Annotated in this window: 18 protein-coding genes; 10 read left to right on the top strand and 8 right to left on the bottom strand. The window is 62.5% G+C overall.

Annotation, left to right across the window (positions count from 1 at the left end; translation table 11 throughout):
* Positions 1-21 precede the first annotated feature (21 nt).
* The 5 genes from J2J99_RS22390 to J2J99_RS22410 form a co-directional block, all read right to left on the bottom strand.
* On the bottom strand, positions 22-1,023 hold the full coding sequence (locus J2J99_RS22390) for a TRAP transporter substrate-binding protein (protein WP_168297968.1): 1,002 nt from the start codon (positions 1,021-1,023) through the stop codon (positions 22-24).
* Positions 1,024-1,141: 118 nt separating this feature from the next.
* Entirely contained in the window at positions 1,142-1,987 is an 846-nt protein-coding gene (locus tag J2J99_RS22395; RefSeq protein ID WP_168297970.1) for a fumarylacetoacetate hydrolase family protein, read from the bottom strand.
* Positions 1,988-2,081: 94 nt separating this feature from the next.
* Positions 2,082-3,659 (bottom strand): bifunctional 3-(3-hydroxy-phenyl)propionate/3-hydroxycinnamic acid hydroxylase, encoded by a 1,578-nt coding sequence (locus J2J99_RS22400; protein WP_168297972.1) that lies wholly within the window; start codon positions 3,657-3,659, stop codon positions 2,082-2,084.
* Positions 3,660-3,696: 37 nt separating this feature from the next.
* Positions 3,697-4,590 carry a VOC family protein gene (locus J2J99_RS22405; RefSeq protein ID WP_168297974.1) on the bottom strand — a complete coding sequence of 298 codons (894 nt, stop codon included), beginning with the start codon at positions 4,588-4,590 and terminating at the stop codon, positions 3,697-3,699.
* Entirely contained in the window at positions 4,590-5,648 is a 1,059-nt protein-coding gene (locus J2J99_RS22410; protein ID WP_205918971.1) for an amidohydrolase family protein, read from the bottom strand. Before J2J99_RS22410 ends, J2J99_RS22405 begins: the two co-directional genes overlap by 1 nt.
* A gap of 125 nt (positions 5,649-5,773) precedes the next feature.
* Here J2J99_RS22410 and J2J99_RS22415 point away from each other — a divergent pair, with 125 nt between their 5' ends.
* Entirely contained in the window at positions 5,774-6,463 is a 690-nt protein-coding gene (locus tag J2J99_RS22415; protein ID WP_168297976.1) for a GntR family transcriptional regulator, read from the top strand.
* A 413-nt stretch (positions 6,464-6,876) separates the two neighbouring features.
* Here the strand turns inward: J2J99_RS22415 and J2J99_RS22420 are convergent, their stop codons facing one another.
* Positions 6,877-7,755, bottom strand: coding sequence for a helix-turn-helix domain-containing protein (locus J2J99_RS22420; RefSeq protein ID WP_205918972.1), 879 nt, complete (start codon positions 7,753-7,755; stop codon positions 6,877-6,879).
* 95 nt (positions 7,756-7,850) lie between these two features.
* On the opposite strand from J2J99_RS22420, the gene J2J99_RS22425 reads away from it, so the two are divergent.
* On the top strand, positions 7,851-9,413 hold the full coding sequence (locus J2J99_RS22425; RefSeq protein WP_168297978.1) for a 4-hydroxyphenylacetate 3-hydroxylase N-terminal domain-containing protein: 1,563 nt from the start codon (positions 7,851-7,853) through the stop codon (positions 9,411-9,413).
* A gap of 10 nt (positions 9,414-9,423) precedes the next feature.
* Entirely contained in the window at positions 9,424-9,936 is a 513-nt protein-coding gene (locus tag J2J99_RS22430) for a flavin reductase (protein ID WP_168297980.1), read from the top strand.
* Between the two features lie 113 nt (positions 9,937-10,049).
* On the opposite strand, the gene J2J99_RS22435 is transcribed toward J2J99_RS22430, so the two are convergent.
* Positions 10,050-11,528: an aldehyde dehydrogenase gene (locus J2J99_RS22435; protein ID WP_168297982.1), complete on the bottom strand. Its 1,479-nt coding sequence runs from the start codon at positions 11,526-11,528 to the stop codon at positions 10,050-10,052.
* 57 nt (positions 11,529-11,585) lie between these two features.
* On the bottom strand, positions 11,586-13,040 hold the full coding sequence (locus J2J99_RS22440) for an APC family permease (RefSeq protein ID WP_168297984.1): 1,455 nt from the start codon (positions 13,038-13,040) through the stop codon (positions 11,586-11,588).
* Between the two features lie 321 nt (positions 13,041-13,361).
* Here J2J99_RS22440 and J2J99_RS22445 point away from each other — a divergent pair, with 321 nt between their 5' ends.
* Genes J2J99_RS22445 through J2J99_RS22475 form a run of 7 tightly spaced genes read left to right on the top strand, consistent with a single transcriptional unit; the run spans position 13,362 to position 20,169 of the window.
* A complete protein-coding gene (locus J2J99_RS22445; RefSeq protein WP_168297986.1) occupies positions 13,362-14,147 on the top strand; it encodes an IclR family transcriptional regulator in 786 nt (261 codons plus the stop codon).
* A complete protein-coding gene (locus J2J99_RS22450; RefSeq protein WP_168297988.1) occupies positions 14,147-15,400 on the top strand; it encodes a Tm-1-like ATP-binding domain-containing protein in 1,254 nt (417 codons plus the stop codon). Before J2J99_RS22445 ends, J2J99_RS22450 begins: the two co-directional genes overlap by 1 nt.
* Entirely contained in the window at positions 15,397-16,047 is a 651-nt protein-coding gene (locus tag J2J99_RS22455) for an HAD family hydrolase (RefSeq protein ID WP_168297990.1), read from the top strand. Before J2J99_RS22450 ends, J2J99_RS22455 begins: the two co-directional genes overlap by 4 nt.
* A gap of 17 nt (positions 16,048-16,064) precedes the next feature.
* Positions 16,065-17,420 (top strand): aspartate aminotransferase family protein, encoded by a 1,356-nt coding sequence (locus J2J99_RS22460; RefSeq protein WP_168297992.1) that lies wholly within the window; start codon positions 16,065-16,067, stop codon positions 17,418-17,420.
* Positions 17,421-17,422: 2 nt separating this feature from the next.
* The gene (locus tag J2J99_RS22465; protein ID WP_168297994.1) at positions 17,423-18,706 is read left to right on the top strand and encodes an aspartate aminotransferase family protein; all 1,284 of its coding nucleotides are present in this window, start codon (positions 17,423-17,425) and stop codon (positions 18,704-18,706) included.
* Between the two features lie 6 nt (positions 18,707-18,712).
* Entirely contained in the window at positions 18,713-19,732 is a 1,020-nt protein-coding gene (locus J2J99_RS22470; protein ID WP_168297995.1) for a phosphotransferase, read from the top strand.
* Between the two features lie 53 nt (positions 19,733-19,785).
* Positions 19,786-20,169, top strand: a complete 384-nt coding sequence (locus tag J2J99_RS22475; RefSeq protein ID WP_168297997.1) for a 5-carboxymethyl-2-hydroxymuconate Delta-isomerase — start codon at positions 19,786-19,788, stop codon at positions 20,167-20,169.
* The last annotated feature ends 30 nt before the right edge of the window (positions 20,170-20,199 follow it).

Below are 20,199 nucleotides of genomic sequence, written 5' to 3' on the forward strand. Positions count from 1 at the left end.
GAGGCGGCGCGGCTATCGATCCTACTTCGTGTAGGCGGCGATGAAGGCGCCGCCGGGCTTTCCGGCCGCATCCACGGCATCAACGGCCTTTTTCACGATCGGCTCGACGGCCTGCTTGAAGGGCGCGATCTGCTCGTCCGACAGGGTTTCGATCTTGACGTTGTTGTCGACCATGTACTGCCGTCCGTCCGCCTCGCTCGCATCCCAGCGGCGGCCGAAAGCCTCGGCGCGCGCGGGACCTGTCGTCTCCTCGATGATCTTCTGGTCGTCCGGGCTCAGACCGTCGAAGACCGATTGGTTCATGACGAGCGCGAAGGTGGCGGACGCCAGACCTGGTTCCAGCGAATATTTCACTACGGAGCCGAGATTGAAGGATTTCGTCGCCTCATAGGGGAACATCGCGCCGTCGGCCACGCCCTTGGACAGCGCGTCGACCGTTTCACCCGGCGGGATCGGCAAAGGCGCGGCGCCGAAGGCTTCCAGTATTTCCTGGAACACCTTGCCGGCATAGCGCACGCGCAGGCCGTTGACGTCGCCGACCGTCGTGACGTCCGTCTTGGTGGTGTGCAGTTTCAGCGGAGGGGTAACGGCCATCCACAGGATCTTCGTATCGGGATGCTCGGCAGCCAGATATTTCGGCGCCAGTTCCGTCAGGCGACGGGACATAATCTCGCTTGTCTTGCCAGTCGAAGGGAAGGTCAGCGGCTGGCCGGCCAGTTCGGTCATCGGGAAACGGCCCGGAGTCGCGCTATGAAGGATGACTGCGATATCAGCAACGCCATTGGTGACGAGCTGATATTGGCGGTTCGGCGGGCCGAGCTGAGCGGCTGGAAAGATCTCAAGCGTGAGTTCGCCCTTGGACTTCTCCTTGAGCTTCTCTCCCCATGCTTCAAGCTCCTTCTGCCAGGCGTTGTTCGGCGGCAGGAAGCTCGAAACCTTGAGCGTGGTCTGGGCCGAAGCCGGCGCCGTGCCGGCGAGTAGAAGCGTGACCGCGGCAATGCCGCCTGCGAGATATCTATTCATTTCATCCTCCCGATTGTCATGAACGGCCGCCGATCGACGGCCAGGGTTACACTCAGTCGCTTGAAGTTCTCTTCCGCCTTCGCGGGCCGGCCGCCTTGAGGCCGGCTGCATCTGCCGCTCAGGCCTCCTGGCCGATCGGATTCGTCAGGATGCCGAGCTTGTCGATTTCGACCTCCACGATATCGCCGGGCTTCATCCACAGCGGCGGATTGCGCTTGGCGCCGACTCCGCCCGGGGTGCCCGTTGCGATCACGTCACCGGCTTCCAGCCGGGTAAAGCTCGAGCAGTATTCGATGATGCGAGCGACATCGAAGATCATCATGCCGAAGGTCGCGTCCTGCACAATCTCACCGTTGAGGCGGGTCTGGATGCGCAGGGGGTCGAGATCGCCGAGCTCGTCCGGCGTCATCATCCACGGACCGAAGGCGCCGGTGTCGGGGAAATTCTTGCCCGGCGTGAACTGATGCGTGTGCCGCTGGAAATCCCTCACACTGCCATCATTGTAGATCGAATAGCCGGCCACGTGTTCCAGGGCGTTCTCGCGGCTGATATAGCGGCCGGGCTTGGAAATGATGACCGCCAGTTCGCCCTCGTAGTCGAGATCACTCGACACCTTCGGCCGGATGATCGGCGTCAGATGGCCGGTTTGGCTGTTGGCATAGCGGGCGAAGATCGTCGGATTTTCAACGACGCTGCGGCCCGTCTCCTGCCGGTGCATCTCATAATTCAGGCCAACGCAGAGGATCTTGTCCGGATTCGGAATGACGGCCAGCCACTCGACCTCGGACGTCAGATGGGTCGCCGCGCCAGCTTTCGCCTCGGCAACGCCCGCAAAGCCCGCGGCAACTGCCTGCTTGAGGTCGGGATAGGTTGCCTTCATCGCCGCGCCGACGTCGTGGAAGGTCTCGCCTTCGACGATGCCCCAAGTCACGCGTCCCGCGATCTTGACGGTGGAAAGTTTCATGTCTCTGTCTCTCCTTGCATGCGGGGCGTCTTCCAGCCCTCGGTCTCACTCATGTCGCGAAGCCACGCGTCGTGTCTCCGACGCCGATTTTTCTTCAGCCGAGCTTGCGCTTGAGCTCGCCAATCTCGGCCACCAGCTCCGCCTGCGTGCGGGCGGTGGCGAAGACGTAATGGTCCGGTCGCACCAGTGCGGCGCGCGTCTCATGGCGATCGAACCATCCGGAAAGCACGTCGTCCTTCTCTGTCAGTGCGTCGGGCGAAGTGCCGCCGGAGCCGGGTGGAACGATCGTCGCGACGCTGAGACCGATTTCGTTCGCCAGTGGCGCGACATCGCGCACCTCGATGTCGCCCCTGCCGTCGACGATCAGCCGCCAGCCGGCGCCGGTCAGCTTATCCAGGAGCCGGTTTCCGTTCGTCCGTCGAATTTCGGGCTGGGGAAACAACGTTCCCCGCGCCGGGCAGGCCGCGCCGGCAAGCAGCCCCTCCTGCAGCGGCGGGACAATTTCCTGACGGGTGATCGTCCGCGGGCTTCCGCCCCCTTCGGCAAGAATCCGCGCATCGCGCGCGTCCGCCTGGGCGGGATCGCGGATGCAGATCATCTCGCCGATCGCCTTGATCTTGCCGGTGAGTTCGATCACGTGGCGCTTGCGCTCGACGCCGTAGGTCTCAAGCAAACCGTCCGACGACATGCCCTTGATCACCCGGTCGAGCTTCCAGACAAGGTTGGTGACGTCCCGCAGGCCCTGGCACATGCCCTGACCGATGAAGGGCGGCTGCTGGTGCGCGGCATCGCCGGCAATGAAGACTCGCCCGTCGCGCCACTTTTCGGCGACCAGCGCATGGAACCGGTAGGCAGCCGCGCGCCAGAGCGTGCCGTCCTCCGGCGTCAGCCACGGAGACAGAAGCGTCCAGACGTTTTCCGGCTTTGCCATCTCGCTCGGATTTTCGCCAGGCAACAGCATGATTTCCCAGCGGCGGTGGTTCTTCGGCCCCATCACGAAACTCGTCGGCCGCGACGGATCGCAGAACTGCGCTGAGGTTTGCGGCAGTTTGGCAAGAGCGGCGTCGTTCACCTGAATGTCGATCACCAGCCAAGGCTCGTCGAAGATCAGATCCTCAAGACGAATATCGGCGATCTGCCGAACCGTGCTGGAGGCCCCGTCGCAGCCGATGAGATAATCCGTGGTCACCGATCTCACTCGGCCGTCGGCGGACTTGAGCTCTGCCGAAACGCTGTCCGCATTCTGCGCCAGGCCGATAAGCTCCACACCGAGATCGACGTCGACGCAATCGAAGCCTTCGGCATGTCGCCGCATCACGGCCTCGACCGGCGGTTGCGTGAACACCATGCTCGGCGTATAACCGAGCGGAAAGGGCTCGGGCACCATGTCGATGCGCCGGATCAGCTGGCCCTTCGCCCCGAAGTGCTGCGATGCCGTGAATGGTGCGATATAGGGCATCACCTCGTCGGCGATCCCCATATTGTCCAGGTGACGCAGGATTTCATGATCGACTGCGATCGCACGCGGCTTGTCGTAGATGTCGGTCAGCCGGTCGATGACCAGCGTGCGGTGGCCGAGCTTGCCCAGAAGGCCTGCGGCGATGGCCCCGGCGGGGCCGAAGCCCACAACCAGGACTGTGTAATGATCGCTTTTTTCTTTGTCGTTCGTCACGGAAAACTGCCTGCTCAAAACGGTCGTGGTGATTGGTTCATGGACCCGCAAAAGTCACGGACAGCTGCGCCTTCTTGCACGCGTCGCTCTTTTGCGGCGCGATGCCCCAGTGATCGGTGCGCCCGGGCGGCCAAACCCATTCGGACGGCCCGCGGAAGCGGTAATTTTCGTCGACCTGCAGAACCTCGGCGGTGTATTCAATGACGACGCCGGTCGGATCGACGAAATAGGCGAAAACATTGTCGCCCGGACCATGCCGGCCGACGCCCCAGCCGATCGGATAACCGGCATCCTTTACCCGGCCCGAGCCGCGCATGACGGATTCGAGGTCCGGCATCTGGAAGGCGATATGGTTGAGGCCGTTGACGTCGGCATCGGCAAGCACGACCGAATGATGGTCGCTGTTGCAGCACAGGAAGGCCATCATCTTCGACCGGTCGGTGAGGCGGAAGCCGAGAGCGGAGCGGTAGAACGCGGTCAGCGCTTCGATGTCGCTAGAATTGATGTTCACATGCGCCAGCCGCAGCGGGACGTTGGGCACGACCCGCTCCGGCTTTGTCTTGTCGCCGAAGACAAATTCAAGCGTCGATCCCTGCGGCTCGCGCACCACGAAACGCTCGCCGCCAGCCGGGGAATCGGCGGCGCCGAACGGACGCAGGAGCGCGCAACCGGCAGCGACCAGGGTCCTTTCCAGCGCGGCGAGCGCTTCTCGCGATCGGGCACGGAAGGTGATCTTGCGCAGGAGGGGTGCATCGCCCGGCTTCAGCTCGAGCACGTGGTGATCGCTGCCGGTGGCCGCCAGGAAGACCTTGCCCGGCTCCCGGGCAACCTCTTTGAGCCCCCAGACGCGGGTGTAGAATTCGATGGATGCATCCAGATCGGGCGTGGACAGTTCCACGCTTCTCAGTCCGGCGAGCGGAAAGTCGGACATCAGGCAGCCTCCGGCAAATTCAGAAATGTGGCGGCGTTGGCGAATGCCAGCCGCTCGCGCAGGGCCGCATCCTCGAATGCGGCCTCGATCCGGCCGAGCGGCGCGCGCTCATGGAAATTGAAGGGGTAGTCCGTACCGATCAGGATACGGTCATCGCCGAAGACCGTCAGCAGATGGCGCAGGGTCGGCTCATCATAGACCAGTGAATCGACATAGAAGCACCTGGCCTGATCATAGGGATCCGCCTGCAGCGCATCCGCCAGAGCCGGGAATATCTTCCAGCCCTCCCGCAGACGCGGCAGAAGGCTCGCCAGCGTTCCGCCGCCATGGCTGAAAGCAATGCGCAGCTTCGGCAGTTTCAACAGGAGGTTGGAAGTGATGCAGGACGCCGCCGCAAGTCCGATATCCGTCGGATAGGCAAGCACCTGTTGCAGTGGTCCGGGGCCGACGAGGCGATCTATGCCGGCCGGCCGAACCGCGTGGACGAAAACAGCCGCACCGAGCCTTTCGGCCTCCTCGAAGAAGGGCAGGAAACGCGGATCGCCAATCGGCACGCCGTTGACATTGCTGCCGATCTCGACGCCGGCGAACCCGAGTGTTTCCACGGCGCGCCGCAGTTCGGCGATGGCAAGATCGAGCGACTGGAGGGGAACTGCGGCCAGACCCGAAAAGCGGCCCCTGCCCTCGTTCGCCATGCCGGCGATCACGTCATTGACATAGCGCAGCAGATCGTCAGCCGGCTGGGGATCCATCCAGTAACTGAACAGTTCCGGCATCGGCGAAAGCGCCTCCAGGCCGATACCCGCCGCATCCATGTCGGCGATCCGGCGCTCGACCGACCAGCAGGCGTCGCTGACGGTCCGGTAGTTCTTTCCGTCAACGACCATGGTGCGATGACAGCCGTCGGCCGGCTGCATGGAGGGCCATGACTTCGGGACGGCTTCGGCGGCGAAGCGGGGAAAATCGTAAGGAACGACATGCGCGTGCACATCGATGCCGCCACATGCGCAACTGCGACCGAAGGCGAATTTCCCGATTTCACGCGCATTGCCTTCCAACGCCCTTCCTCCCTTTCTATCTCTTGAATAAAATACAAAATAAGCTATGTAAATATGAAATTTATAAATTTCGTGGTTCTAGCGATTCATGTATATGAAATTGGGATCAATCGCACGAGAGGGACATGCGCCAGGACACGATCGAGAAAACCGCGGAAGCTCCGGCAACCCGCGCAACAGGCGTCTATGAACGCCTGAAGGCTGACATTCTGTCTGCCGAGCTCGAGCCCGGCCGCAAGCTGCAGCTGCGCTTCCTGACGGAACATTACGAATCCGGTCAGACGCCGATCCGCGAGGCTTTGAACCGCCTGGCGAGCGAGGAACTGGTAATCGGCAAGGAACAGCGCGGCTTCTTCGTCAAGCCGATCAGCCTGGACGAACTGCAGGAGTTGACGAAGACGCGCTGCTGGGTCGAGGGGATCGCGCTCGGCGAATCCATCCAGCGGGCAGACGCGGACTGGGAAGAGGCGCTGCTGATCGCCCATCATCGCCTCGATCGGACGCCACGGTCACTGGATCCCGAAACCTTCAGGGACAATCCCGAATGGGAGCGGCATCACCGCCGCTTCCACGCGCTGCTCATCGGCAATTGCGGCTCAAAGCCGCTGATCGGATTTTGCGAACAGCTGGCGGACCGTCTCTACCGCTACCGGGCCCTGTCGATCCGCAAGGCGTTTCGGGTCCGCAAGGTCAGCGACGAACATGCCCAGATCTTCAAGGCCGCCATTGAGAGGCGGACGGAAGACGCTATCGCGCTCCTGCAGAACCACTACCGCCGCACGGCCGACATCATCCGCGCCGACCTGGGCGAATAAGCCGGCGGCCAGAACCGCCGGCCCTGTCGATCAGAACGGGTATTGCTGCTGCTAATCCTCGATCGTCACCCAACCCAAATTCCTGGTCGTGAAGGGTACAAACCTTTGACCTCTCCATCAAACAATCGTGCAGTCGAAGGGAATTGAACCGGAGATCCCTCGCCGGAAATAGCAATATGTTTGGCAATCGGTGATTTCTCCGTTCGTCGGCACACAGCCACTTCCAGTCGATACGTTATGCGACCTTCTTCGCTCAGAGCGTGAGCTCTCGCCGTGCCAGAACCGTTGACCCCGCTATTTCAGTGTTAGTGGTGTAAATGATATTTATGGAACCTCAACTGTTTCGGTTGATGCCGATGGCTAGGATCACTGCGAGAGACAGGCATCTTTGCGAGCGAGCTGCCGTACTCCGACTACTCGGTCTCCGACCGTAGATGACGACGACGCCAGGCGGCAGGCGCTTCGCCGGTACGTTTGCGGAAGAAACGGGAGAAATAAGCAGGGTCCTCGAACCCGACCTCGCGGCCGATATCCTCAACCGGTCGGATTGTAAACTTCAACAACCGCTTGGCTTCAAGCAGCCTTCGGTCAAGCAGCGTTTCCTTGATGGTACGTCCGAAGACTTCGCGCGCTGCCTTGTCGAGCAAATGTGGCGTCGTCGCCAGCAAATCGACGTAACGTCCCACCGGCCAGTCCTTTTTGTAGTGCTGGTCAATAGCGCGGCGTAGTGCCAGTCCCAATGCCACGGTAGGTGATGCCATGTCGAGGCCGGCCGCTCCGCCGAGCCGCGCCATCAGCGACAGCACGACGGAAACCAAACTAACTAACGCCTTCTCGCTGGCACTTGCACCGGCGCGGTATTCATCGGCAATCATTGTGAGCAGCGGATCCATCCTTGACCATGTGGGATCGGCGCGTTCTCCCGTGCGCAGCATGGGTACGTCGAGGCTGAGATCGACCTGGGGAGCCATAGCCCGCAGAAGATCGTCGGACACCGAGACGACGATAGCATCCGACTGTTCGCCAACATCGAAACCATGCACCACACAGCTCGGCACAAAACTGACGGCAGGAGCCGAAAAATTCCAAGTCTCGTCCTCGATCCGGTAGGTGCCTCCGCCTTCGGTCCAATAGGTTATTTGCCCCATCAGCGGGTGCTGGTGTGGAGCAACATGGCCGAAATGCTCACTTTTTCGCTCCATGACCGTCTCGACGTGGAGGAAGCCGACGTCAAGTTCACGGCTCGGCTCACCATAGACGAAGAAGGATGGAATATCATTTTTTGCAATCATGCCGGAAAAAGTACAATCGATTTGCCCTCTTTGTCCATAGCCCCGCTGGCTATTCCGATCTAGCTTCTCTCGACATTTCAAGGGAGGAACGCAATATGCGAGCTGAAGACCACCGCGGAGACAGCACCCGTCCATTTACCGGCGCCGAATATCTCGCCAGCCTGCGAGACGGGCGTGAGGTCTATATCAACGGCGAGCGAATTGCCGACGTCACCACTCATCCGTCGATGCGCAATTCCGCTCGCTCCATCGCTCGGATGTACGATGCTCTGCATGATGAAAAGACGAAGGACCGTCTGACATCGCCGACCGATACCGGCTCGGGCGGATATACCCACAAATATTTCCGGGTGGCGAAGTCCTCCGCCGACCTCGTCGCCCAGCAGGGCGCCATCGCGGACTGGGCGCGCATGTCCTACGGCTGGATGGGCCGCACCGCCGACTACAAGGCGGCGCTGATGAACACGCTCGGCGCCAATGCCGACTGGTACGGCCCGTTCAAGGACAATGCGCTTTCTTGGCACAAGCGCGCGCAGGAATCCGTGCTGTTCATGAACCACGCGATCGTCAACCCGCCGATCGACCGCCACAAGCCGGCCGACGCCGTCAAGGATGTCTTCGTTCACATCACCAAAGAAACCGATGCCGGCATCTACGTATCAGGCGCCAAGGTGGTCGCCACCTCGTCGGCGCTGACCCACTATAATTTCCTCGCCCAGAGCTCGGCGACGGTGACGGAGGATCCCTCGCTGTCGGTCATGTTCATCGTGCCGATGAACGCGCCAGGGATCAAGATGTTCTGCCGCGTCTCCTACGAGCAGACCTCCAACACCGTCGGCCACCCGTTTGATTATCCGCTATCGTCGCGCTTCGACGAGAACGACGCGATCCTGGTGCTCGACAATGTGTTCGTGCCCTGGGAGGATGTGCTGGTACTGCGCGACGCCGCCAAGATCCTCTCGTTCCATCCGGCCTCCGGTTTCATGCACGGCTATTGCTTCCAGGGCTGTACGCGCTTTGCCGTAAAGCTCGATTTCCTCGCTGGGCTGCTGACCAAGGCGTTGCGCGCGACCGGAGGAGACGCCTTCCGCGGCAATCAGGCGGCACTCGGCGAAGTCATTGCGCTGCGCCATATGTTCTGGTCCTTCTCCAATGCCATGGCCTATAATCCGCAGCCCTGGGCAAACGGCGCCGTGCTACCGAACATGGAAGCCGCTCTTTCCTACCGCACCTTCATGTCGGAAGCCTATCCCCGCGTCATCGAGACCGTGCGCAAGGTCGTCGCCTCGGGGCTGATCTATCTTCCTTCCTCGGCGAAGGATTTCGGCAATCCCGAGATCGATCGCTATCTCGCACAATATGTGCGCGGCTCAAACGATATGGGCCATATCGAGCGCATCAAGATCATGAAGCTGCTTTGGGATGCGACCGGCACCGAATTCGGCGGCCGCCATGCGCTCTACGAACTTAATTATGCCGGCGCGCCCGAGGAAGTCCGGTTGCAGGTGCTGAAGGGTGCGGAGCGCGGCGGGCGCCTGAAGGAGATGGAAGCGCTCGTCGATCGCTGCATGAGCGACTATGACGAAAACGGCTGGACCGGCGACACTTGGCTGGCGCCGCTCGATGAGGCATCCGCCATCCGCAACGCGGCCGAGTGAGGGCGTGACCATGGAGGAGCAAGTCTCGAAAACCGAGTTCCGCAATGCGATGGCAAGGGTCTGCGCCCCCGTCAACGTCATCACCACCAACGGACCCGCCGGGCGCGGCGGGTTCACCGCCACCGCGATGTGCAGCGTCACCGACGAACCCCCGACGCTGCTCGTCTGCATGAACAGCCGCTCGGCCCAGACGGACCTGTTCTTCGAAAACCGCCGCTTCTGCGTCAACGTGCTGACGCAGGAACACAAGGATCTCGCCGGCTATTTCGCCGGCCAGCGGGCCGACATGAACGAGCGCTACGCGGCGGCCGATTGGATCACGTTCCGCTCGGGCAGCCAGGCGCTCAGCGACGCCATCGTCTCCTTCGATTGCCGCCTGACGGAAGTCCGCCTCGTCGGCACGCACAATATCTTCATCGGAGAAGTCATCGATATAAGAAGCCGCGTCGATGGCCACGCGCTGCTATACTTCGACCGGAATTATGTGCACGTGCCGACACAGGCCGGCAGCTTCGGAGGATAGGCACCGGCCTCTCTTCGATGCGGTTCAAATACAAAAGGATGCGGTCTTCGGACCGCATCCTTTATTGTGTCGCCACCAATGCAGATCTTCCCGTCGGTCCCGCGAATATTCCCTCAGAGCTGAATCCACGCCGTTTTCAGATCGACATATTTATCGAGGGCATGCAGGGATTTGTCGTGGCCGTTGCCCGACTGCTTGACGCCGCCGAGCGGCACGCTGTTGTCGGCGCCACCATAGGTGTTGACGTGCACGACGCCGGCGCGGATACCACGCACCATCCGGTGAGCGCGCGACAGGTTCGCTGTCCAGACGGCGGAGGCGAGGCCATATTCCGTGGCGTTGGCGATTTGCAGGGCGTGCGCCTCCGTCTCGAAGGGAATGATCGACAGGATCGGTCCGAAGACCTCTTCGCGGGCGAGCGTCATGGACGGTGACACGTCGAAGACGGCCGGGCGCATGTAATAGCCGCCCGTCTCTTCCAGAATGCGCGCGCCGCCGGTGCGCAATTGAGCACCTTCCGACAAGGCCTGGGCGACGTGTCCGAGGTCCTTCTGCAACTGGATCTCGCTTGAAACCGCGCCGGCCTCGGTCGAAAGCTGCAAGGGGTCCCCGACCTTCATGGCCGCGGCAATGCCGGCGACCTTTTCCGAAAAAGCCTGGTGGATCGGTTTTTCGACCAGCAGGCGGGAGCCTGCGACGCAGACCTGGCCGGAATTGCGGAAGATGCCGTAGGCGGAGACCTTGGCGGCCTGATCGAGATCCGGCGCATCGGCAAAGACGATGTTCGGCGATTTGCCGCCGAGTTCCAGATAGACGCGTTTCAGGTTGGAACGCGCCGAATATTCGAGCAGCCGGCGGCCGACCGGGCCGGAACCGGTAAAGGCGAGCACATCGATATCCATGTGCAGTCCGAGTGCCTCGCCGCTGACGGCGCCGCGCCCGGTGACGACGTTGAGCACGCCATCCGGCAATCCCGCCTCGGCGCAAAGTTCGGCAAGCCGCAGCAGCGTAAGCGACGCGCCCTCGGCCGGTTTCAGCACCACGGAATTGCCGGCCGCGAGCGCGGGCGCGATTTTCCAGGCGCCGATCATCATCGGGAAATTCCACGGCACGATGGCGGCGACGACGCCCACCGGTTCGCGGTGGACAAGGCCGAGAATGTTGTCGGCGGTCGCTGCAATCTCGCCATAAACCTTGTCGATCGCCTCGGCATAGTAGCGGAAGGTGCCGGCAGCGCTGCCCGGCTCGGCCTTCAGCGCCATGGAGATTTCCGTGCCGTTGTCGCGCACGCCGAGCACGGCGAGTTCGAGCGCGTTCTTCTCGATCAGTTCGGCGATCTTCAGCATCACCTTCTTGCGCTCGGCGGGCGCTGCCCGCGACCAGCTGCCCTTTTCGAAGGCGCGCCGCGCCGCCTTGACCGCCTGGTCGACATCTTCGGCGCCGGCGTCTGCGATCGTCGTCAGCCTCACGCCGTCGATCGGCGAGATGACATCCATCGTGGCGCCGTTTGCGGCCGGGCGCCAGGCGCCGTCGATGAAAAGCGATTGTAAGGAAACGGGCAATGTCCGCAACCGATCGATCTTGTCCTGCATATCATGCCCTCATAGAAAAAGGGTGGCGGATAGCTCCGCCACCGTTGATGGGATGCCTCAGGCTTCCTGGCCGGCGCCGAGTCGGGCAAAACCGATGGCATCCGCCGATTTCAGCCGCGCCGCCGCCAGCAGCCCGATAATTCCGGCGATCAGCACGAGACCTGGCAGGAGCACGGCGAGCACGCCGTTGGCGCCGGCGATCGCGCCGAAATTCGCCGAGATATAATAGACCAATGCCAGCAGGATCAGTCCTGTCACGACGGGCAAGATCTTGACGGCCAGGACATTGTGTTCGAGCCCAGGATTGCGGCTGAAGAACACAACGATCGCGAAGGCCGTGAAGGCCATCAGCAGGATGATAGCGAGCGTCGCGACATTGGTCAGCCACGAAAACAGCGCCAGAACAGGATCCTGGCCGGTCAGCGCAAAGAGCGCCACGACGAGAATCGCAATGACGGTCTGGATGATCGAGCCGACATGCGGGCTCTGGAAAACCGGATGGGTGACGCCGACGGACTTCGGCAGCAGGCCCTCGCGGCCGGCGACATACATGTAGCGTGCAACGCCGTTGTGGAAGGCAAGGACGCCGGCAAACAGGCTGGTGATGAAGAGGACGCTCATCACCACGGTGATCCAGTGGCCGACATAACGCTCGGCGAGGCCGAATAGGAAGGTCGTGGGATCGGCGAGGCCCTGAAGCTCGGGCACCAACTTGTCGACGCCGGCGCCGTTCACCATCAGCCAGGAGGTCAGCATGTAGAAGAGGCCGATGATCAGCACGGAGATATAGGTGGCGCGGGGCACGGTCTTCTGCGGTTCGCGCGCTTCCTCGCTGTAGATGGTCGTTGCCTCGAAGCCGATGAAGGCGGCAAAGCAGAACAGCAGGCCGATGGCCGGCGTACCGCTCCAGAAGGCGGCGAGCGTGAACGGCGCGGCGGAGAGGCCGGCATCGCCGCCCTTGACGAAGATCGCGGCGTCGATGACGAGGACGACGAGATATTCGAGGATGACGAGCACCGTCAGCACCTTGGCCGAGAGATCGACCCGGCGGTAGCCGAAAACGGCGACGAAGGCGATGCCGATATAGCTCCAGACCCACCAGGGAAGGTCGAGGCCGATCTGCTCGGCGAAAAAACCTCTGGTCGCCGCGCCGAAGAGGCCGAGAACCCCGATCTGCATGGCATTATAGGCGAGGATCGCGATCAGCGCGGCCGCCCCGCCCATGAGGCCGCCGAGCCCCTGCGCGGTATAGGCATAGAAGGCGCCGGCATTGCGGATATGACGCGCCATGGCGACGTAGCCGACGGCAAACAGCAGCAGGATGCCGGTCACCAGCAGGAAGGTCAGCGGAATGCCCGGCCCGTTGCCGAGCATCATCGACAGCGGCACGCCGCCGGCGACCGCCGTCAGTGGTGCGGCGGCTGAAACCACCAGGAAGGTCACGGCGCCGACGCCGAGACTGTTCTTGCGCAGCTGGTTCTCAGCCGGGCCTTGCGAATTTTGCGTATTCATCTGTCTTCGTTCCCCTTGTGTCAGAGTATCCGATCATCGCTGCGATTGCGCGCAGGCGACCTCCACCAGAACCGGACTGACGAGCGGGGTTTTCGGCTTTTGTTGATTTTGCCGCCGTCAGCGCTTATGGTTCATTATTTGAACCTTAGCTTCAAATATAGACTTGCAAACAATCCCAGCCTCTGTCAAGTTATTTCGCATGTTAAGTATCTTGGGTCGCCGCTATCATGCGGCATCACAGGGTTTGCGGGCTGATCTGACGGATGGCGTAAAGCCGGATGCGACAGGCCGGGACATGAAGCCCACCCAAGAGGAAGAACGATGAGCACGATCGGAAAGGCGCTTTCATTGCTGGACACCCTGTCACGGCTGGACAAGGAAGTGGGTCTGACAGACATCGCCCGCCTGTGTTCGCTCGACAAGGCAACGGCACGGCGCTTCCTGGTGGAACTGGAAAAACACGGTTTCATCGAGCAGGACGCCGATAGCCGCCGCTACAGGATCGGATCGGCGCCGGTTCGGCTCGCCCGCATCCGCGAGGCGCGCTATCCCTTCTTGCGGGTTGCCGTGCCCTTCATAAAGACGCTCGCCGAATCCTCGGCGGAGACGGTGCATCTTTCCGAATTTTCCGGCGGCAAGCTGTCGACCATCCATGTGGAAGATCCGCCGCGCGCGCATCGCATCATCGTCGATGTCGGCAGCATCCTGCCCCTTCACGCCACTGCATCCGGCCTTGCCTTCCTCGCCTTCTGCCCGCCCAAGGAGATCGACGCAGCGCTTCAAAAGCCGCTCGAAAAATTCACCGATCATACGGTCGTCGATCCCGAAATGATCCGCGGTCTGCTCGGGGAGACGGCCGCACGCGGCTTTTCGATCTGCCATCAGGGCCTCGAAGCCGGCGTCATCAGCGTCGCTGCACCCGTGCGCGCGCCGGACGGGCGGCCGGTGGGCTGCGTGGCAATCGCAGCCCCGCTCTCGCGCACCACGAAGACGGCTATTCACGAATTCGGCTCCCAGGCGGCAGCGGCGGCCAACGACATTTCAGAAAAATACTACGGGTCGGAAAGGCTCATGGGAACCAGTCCAAACATCAGGAGGAGAGATTGATGAGCCCCGCGGCTGCCTTGCCAAGGATCCTCGTCGTCGGAACCGGTGACACCAAATGCGATGAACTGCAATTCATGGCGTCTGTCATCGCCGAGGCCGGCGGGGAGCCCGTCATGGTCGATGTCAGCATTCTCGGCGACCCGCCTTACGTTCCCGATTATTCCAAGCACGACATCGCCAAGGCCGCCGCCACCTCGATTGCGGCGATCGCCGAAAGCGGCGATGAAAACAGCGCCATGGCGGCGATGGCGAGCGGTGCGGCGGCGCTGACGCTGCGGCTCTACAGGGAGGGGCTCGTCGACGGCATCATCGTGCTCGGCGGCTCGATGGGCACGGATCTGGCCCTCGATGTCGCCGCTGTCCTGCCGCTCGGCGTGCCGAAATTCGTGGTCTCGACCATCGCCTATTCCCATCTGATCCCACCCGAGCGCATCGCGCCGGATCTGATGATGATCCTGTGGGCCGGCGGCCTCTACGGGCTCAACAGCATCTGCCGCTCGGTGCTGTCGCAGGCCTGCGGCGCCGTCGTCGGCGCGGCAAAGCACGGAACCAAACCGGATCGCACCCGCCCGCTGATCGGCATGACCTCGCTCGGCTCTTCCTGCCTGAAATATATGAAGCATCTGCGGCCCGAAATGGAAAAGCGCGGTTACGACCTCGCCGTCTTCCATGCCACCGGCATGGGCGGCCGCGCTTTCGAAGCCATCGCCGCTGAGGCCGGCTTTGCCGCCGTCTTCGATTTCTGCATCCAGGAGGTCAGCAATCACCATTACGGCACTGTGGTGACATCTGGGCCGGACAGGCTCGAAAATGCCGGCCGCGCCGGCATTCCGCAGATCGTTGCGCCCGGCGCCGTCGACATGGTCGATCTCCAGGCCTGGCAGACGCTGCCGGATATTTTCGCCGATCGCCCCTACCATGCCCATAACCGGCTGATCGGATCGGTGACGACCTCGCCGGACGGGCGTCGGGAAGTGGCACGGGTGATTGGCCGGAAACTGGCGGGGGCCGAGGCCAGGGTCGCCTTCCTGCTGCCGACCGAAGGGCTGCAGGAATGGGACAAGCCGGAGGAGCCGCTGCATGATCCGGAAGGCCTTGCCGCCTTCCTCGACGAGATGCGCCGCGTAATCCCGCCATCCGTCACGTTCCAGGAAGTCGAGGCGCATATCAATTCTTCATCCTTTTCGGCCGCAGCCCTTGCCGTTTTCGACAGCTGGGTGGCCGAGGGCATCATCCCGGAAGGACGGCCATGACAGGCGAACGCGCCCTCATTCTCGATTTCGGCGGCGTGGTCACCCGTACCCTGTTCGAGACGCATGGCATCACGGAGCGCACGCTCGGCCTTCCCCGGGGCTCGCTCACCTGGCTCGGTCCGTTCGACACCGCGACCGACCCGCTCTGGGTGAAAATGCAGAACCGCGAGATAACCGAACGCGATTATTGGCTGACGCGCGCCGGCGAAGTCGGACGCCTGGTTGGCGAGAACTGGGCCGACATGCAGACCTTCGTGCGTCGCGCCCGCGGCGCCGAGCCCGAACTGGTGCTGCGGCCGGAAGCCCGCGACGCCATCCTGAAGGCCAAGAAAGCGGGATTGAAGCTCGCCATCCTGTCGAACGAACTCGATCTCTTCTACGGCGTCGAGTTTCGCAAACGCTTCCCGCTGATCGACCTCTTCGACGTCATCGCCGACGCCACCTACACCAAGATCCTGAAGCCCGATCCGCGCGCCTACGAGCAGGTGCTGACCGAACTCGGCCTGCCGCGCGAAGCCTGCGTTTTCGTGGACGACCAGAAGAAGAACATCGAAGGCGCCGAAGCCGTCGGATTGCCGCATGTGCATTTCGACGTCACCCGCCCTGCCGAAAGCTATGCCCGCGCACTTGCCATGCTGGGCCTCTGAACCCGAGAGGAATTCCGATGCGTGAAACCAATTTCATAATCGAAAACAACGCCCGCCATCTGTGGCACCCGATGGCCCATCCGGCCGAAATGCAGGCCCAGCCGCCGCGCATCATCAATGCCGGCGAAGGCGTCGAGATCGTCGACATCCAGGGCAAGAAGGTGCTGGATGCCGTCGGTGGTCTCTGGAACGTCAATCTCGGCTATTCCTGCGAGCCGGTGAAAAAGGCGATCCGCGACCAGCTCGACGAGCTGCCCTATTATTCGACATTCCGCGGCACGACCAATTCTCCGCTGATCGAACTCTCCTACGAGCTTGCCGAGTGGTTCAGGCCGGACGGATTGAGCCGCTCCTTCTTCACCTCGGGCGGCTCGGATTCGGTCGAGACCTGCCTGCGCCTGGCGCGCCAGTACCACAAGATCAACGGGCAGCCGGAGCGCACCAAATTCGTCGCGTTGAAGAAGGGCTATCACGGCACGCATTTCGGCGGCGCATCCGTCAACGGCAACCAGAACTTCCGTCGCAACTACGAACCGCTGCTTCCGGGCGTCTTCCACCTGCCGGCGCCCTTTGCCTATCGCAACCCGTTCGACACCGACAACGGCGCGGAGATCGCCGCCGCGATCGGCCGGCTGTTCGAAGACGAGATCGCATTTCAAGGGGCGGACACCATTGCCGCCCTGATCGTCGAACCGGTGCTGGGGGCCGGCGGCGTCATCGTCCCGCATGAAACCTTCCTGCCGCTGATGCGCGAAATCTGCGACCGATACGGCATTCTGCTGATCGCCGACGAGGTCATCACCGCTTTCGGCCGCACCGGCGCCTGGACGGGATCGCGTCTCTGGGGCGTCAAGCCTGATCTGATGTCGACCGCCAAGGCAATCACCAACGGCTATTTCCCCTTCGGCGCCGTCATGATCTCGGACAAGGTGGCGGAGGTGTTCGAAGGCAGCAAGGGTGCATTCGGCAGCATCGGCCACGGCTACACCTATTCCGGCCATCCCGCTGGTGCGGCCGCCGCCCTTGCGACGCTCAAGGAAACGAAGCGGCTGAACGTCGCCGCCAATGCCGCCGTCCGCGGAGAAGAACTCATTGCCGGCCTCAGGGCGCTGCAGGGCAGGCATGAGTTGATCGGCGACGTGCGTGGCAAGGGCCTGATGTGCGCGCTCGAACTCGTCAGCGACCGCAAGAAGAAGACTGCGGCATCGAAGGATGTCCTGCAGAAGGTGCAGGACGCTGCCTATGACGCCGGCGTGCTGGTGCGCACCTCCGGCGCCAACGTCATCATGTCGCCGCCGCTGATCGTCACGGCGGGCGACGTCCAGACGATCCTGACGGCGCTCGACGCCGGCCTTGCAGCCGTGAGGAATTGATCATGTCCGACAATGCAGCTCTTATCGCCCGCCGCGAGCGGCTTCTCGGCAGCAACATGTCGCTCTTTTACGATGAGCCGGTGCATCTGGTGCGCGGCGAAGGCGTCTGGCTCTGGGATGCCGACGGCCGGCAATATCTCGATTGCTACAACAATGTGCCGCATGTCGGCCATTGCCATCCGCGCGTCGTCGAAGCCATCACCCGGCAGGCTTCGACGCTGAACACCCACACGCGTTATCTGCACGAAGGCATTCTCGACTATGTCGAACGCCTGACCGCGACCTTCGACAGGAGCCTCGACGCCGCGATCCTCACCTGTACCGGCAGCGAGGCGAACGATGTGGCGCTGCGGATGGCGCAGGCGGTGACCGGCAAGACCGGCGTCATCGCGACCAACCACACCTATCACGGCAATACGGCGGCGGTATCGCAGCTCTCGACCCGCATGCCGCCGGTCGGCGGCTTCGGTGGCCACGTCCGCCACGTGCCGGCGCCCGACAGCTATCGTCCGCTCGGCGGCGAAGGTGGAGACGCCTTTGCCACGGCCTTCGCGGCCGAGGTCGAGGCGGCGATCGCCTCGCTGCAGGAGAGCCCGCACGGTTTTTCGGCCATCATCATCGATCCATTCTTCGCCAATGAAGGCTTCCCGGATTTGCCGCCGGGCTTTCTCGACAAGACAGTCGCGGCCGTGCGCAAGGCCGGCGGCCTCGTGATCACCGACGAAGTGCAGCCCGGTTTCGGCCGCACCGGCTCTGATATGTGGGGCCACCAGCGCGCCGGCATCGTTCCTGATATCGTGACGCTCGGCAAGCCGATGGCAAACGGCCATCCGGTCGGCGGCGTCGTTGCCAATGCCGAGGTGCTGAACGCCTTCCGCAAGGCCTTCCGCTACTTCAACACCTTCGGCGGAAACCCCGTCTCCTGCGCGGCAGCGATGGCGGTCCTCGACGTGATCGAGGACGAGAAGCTGATCGAGAACGCGCGTAGTGTCGGCGAATACACCCGTGATGCCTTCAAGCGGCTTGCGCAGAAACATCCGATCATCGGCGACGTGCGCGGCAGCGGTCTCTTCATGGGCATGGAATTCGTGCTGGATCGGGCGACGAAGGAGCCGGCAACCGCTGAGGCAAGCCGGATCGTCAATGAAATGCGCGAGCGCGGCGTGCTGATGGGCAAGATCGGCATCCATCAATGCGCCACCAAAATTCGCCCGCCGATGCCCTTCTCGCGGGATAACGCCGATCTGATGTTGTCGGTCTTCGACGACGTGCTGTCGGGCCTGTGAGGCGAAATGGCCGACCAATTGCCGCAAACCATGCGGGATGCCCTGCAGAAACGCGCGCTGGAAGCGCTCGATCATTGGGCAGTCCTCTCAGATGAACCGATCTTGCTGAAATACCGGGAAAACGCGGTTTTCCGCATCACCCTCGCCGACGGGCAACCCGCCGCCCTGCGGCTGCACCGGCCGGGCTATCACGACGCAACGAGCCTGCAATCGGAACTTGCCTTCATGGCGGCACTGCGGCGCGGCGACCTCGACGTGCCGAGCCCCGTACCAACAGGCGACGGGCGCAACCTCGTCCGCCTGCCGGCAAACCGAAAGTTTCCCGAGCAGCATGCCGATGTCGTCAGCTGGATCGACGGCACGGCGCTCGGGCAGACCGGCACGCCGCTGTTGCAATCGGCGAAAACCCAGGCGGATATCTTCTTCCGCATCGGCCATGCGATGGCGACCATGCATGATCTTGCGGACGCCTGGGCTCCGCCGACAGGCTTCCGCCGCCCGGCCTGGGACGCCGACGGCCTGCTCGGAGAGAGCCCACTCTGGGGGCGTTTCTGGGATTGTCCGGGGCCTTCGCGCGACGAGGCCGCCGCACTCTCGACATTGCGCGACGACCTGCGCCGCCGCCTTGGCGAGGTGCAGCGAAACGGCATCAACTATGGCCTGATCCATGCCGATCTGGTGCGCGAGAACATCTACCTGACCGGAGATGAAAATCGCGTCGCTTTCATCGATTTCGACGATGCCGGATATGGCTTCCGTCTCTTTGACGTTGCCACGACCCTGCTCAAGAACCGCCAGGAGCCTGCCTATGCCGATATCGAAGGCGCCCTGATCGCGGGCTATCGCAGCCGGCGCGTGCTTTCCGATGCGGCACTGCAAAGCCTGCCGCTGTTCATGGTGCTGAGGAGCCTCACCTATATCGGCTGGCTTGCCGAGCGGCCTGAAATTCCGGGGGCGGCCGAACGCCTGTCTCGTTATGTCGCCGAAAGTCTGGAGCTTGCAAGAAAGCTCGATGCCGACGCTTGACATCGTCGGCAAATTCATTAACGTGTTAAGTAAATAGGGATCGGGGAGGATCGATGCCGCATCTCACCATCGAATATTCGGCCAATCTCGAAGGCCGCGCCGATATCGGCGAGCTCTGCCGGACGCTGCTGAAGACCGTGTTGGAGACGGGCCTTTTTGAGATCGGCGCGGTGCGCGTGCGCGCCCTTCGCGCCGACCATTATGCGATTGCCGATGAGCTCCCGGAAAACGGCTTTGTCGATCTGAACTTCCGCATCGGCAAGGGGCGCACGGCCGAGGAGAAAAAGCGCACGGGCGAAGCGATCTTTGCGGCGGCCATCGACGTTCTGGGTCCGCTGTTCGAGACGCCGCATTTCGCGCTGTCGCTGGAGATCCGCGAGATCGATGCGGAGCTGAGCTGGAAGAAGAACGCCATTCATCCGCGGCTGCGCGGCTAGTGACACCTCCCCCTGGCGGGATGACATAAC

The sequence above is a fragment of the Rhizobium binae genome (assembly GCF_017357225.1).
Lineage (GTDB): Bacteria > Pseudomonadota > Alphaproteobacteria > Rhizobiales > Rhizobiaceae > Rhizobium > Rhizobium binae.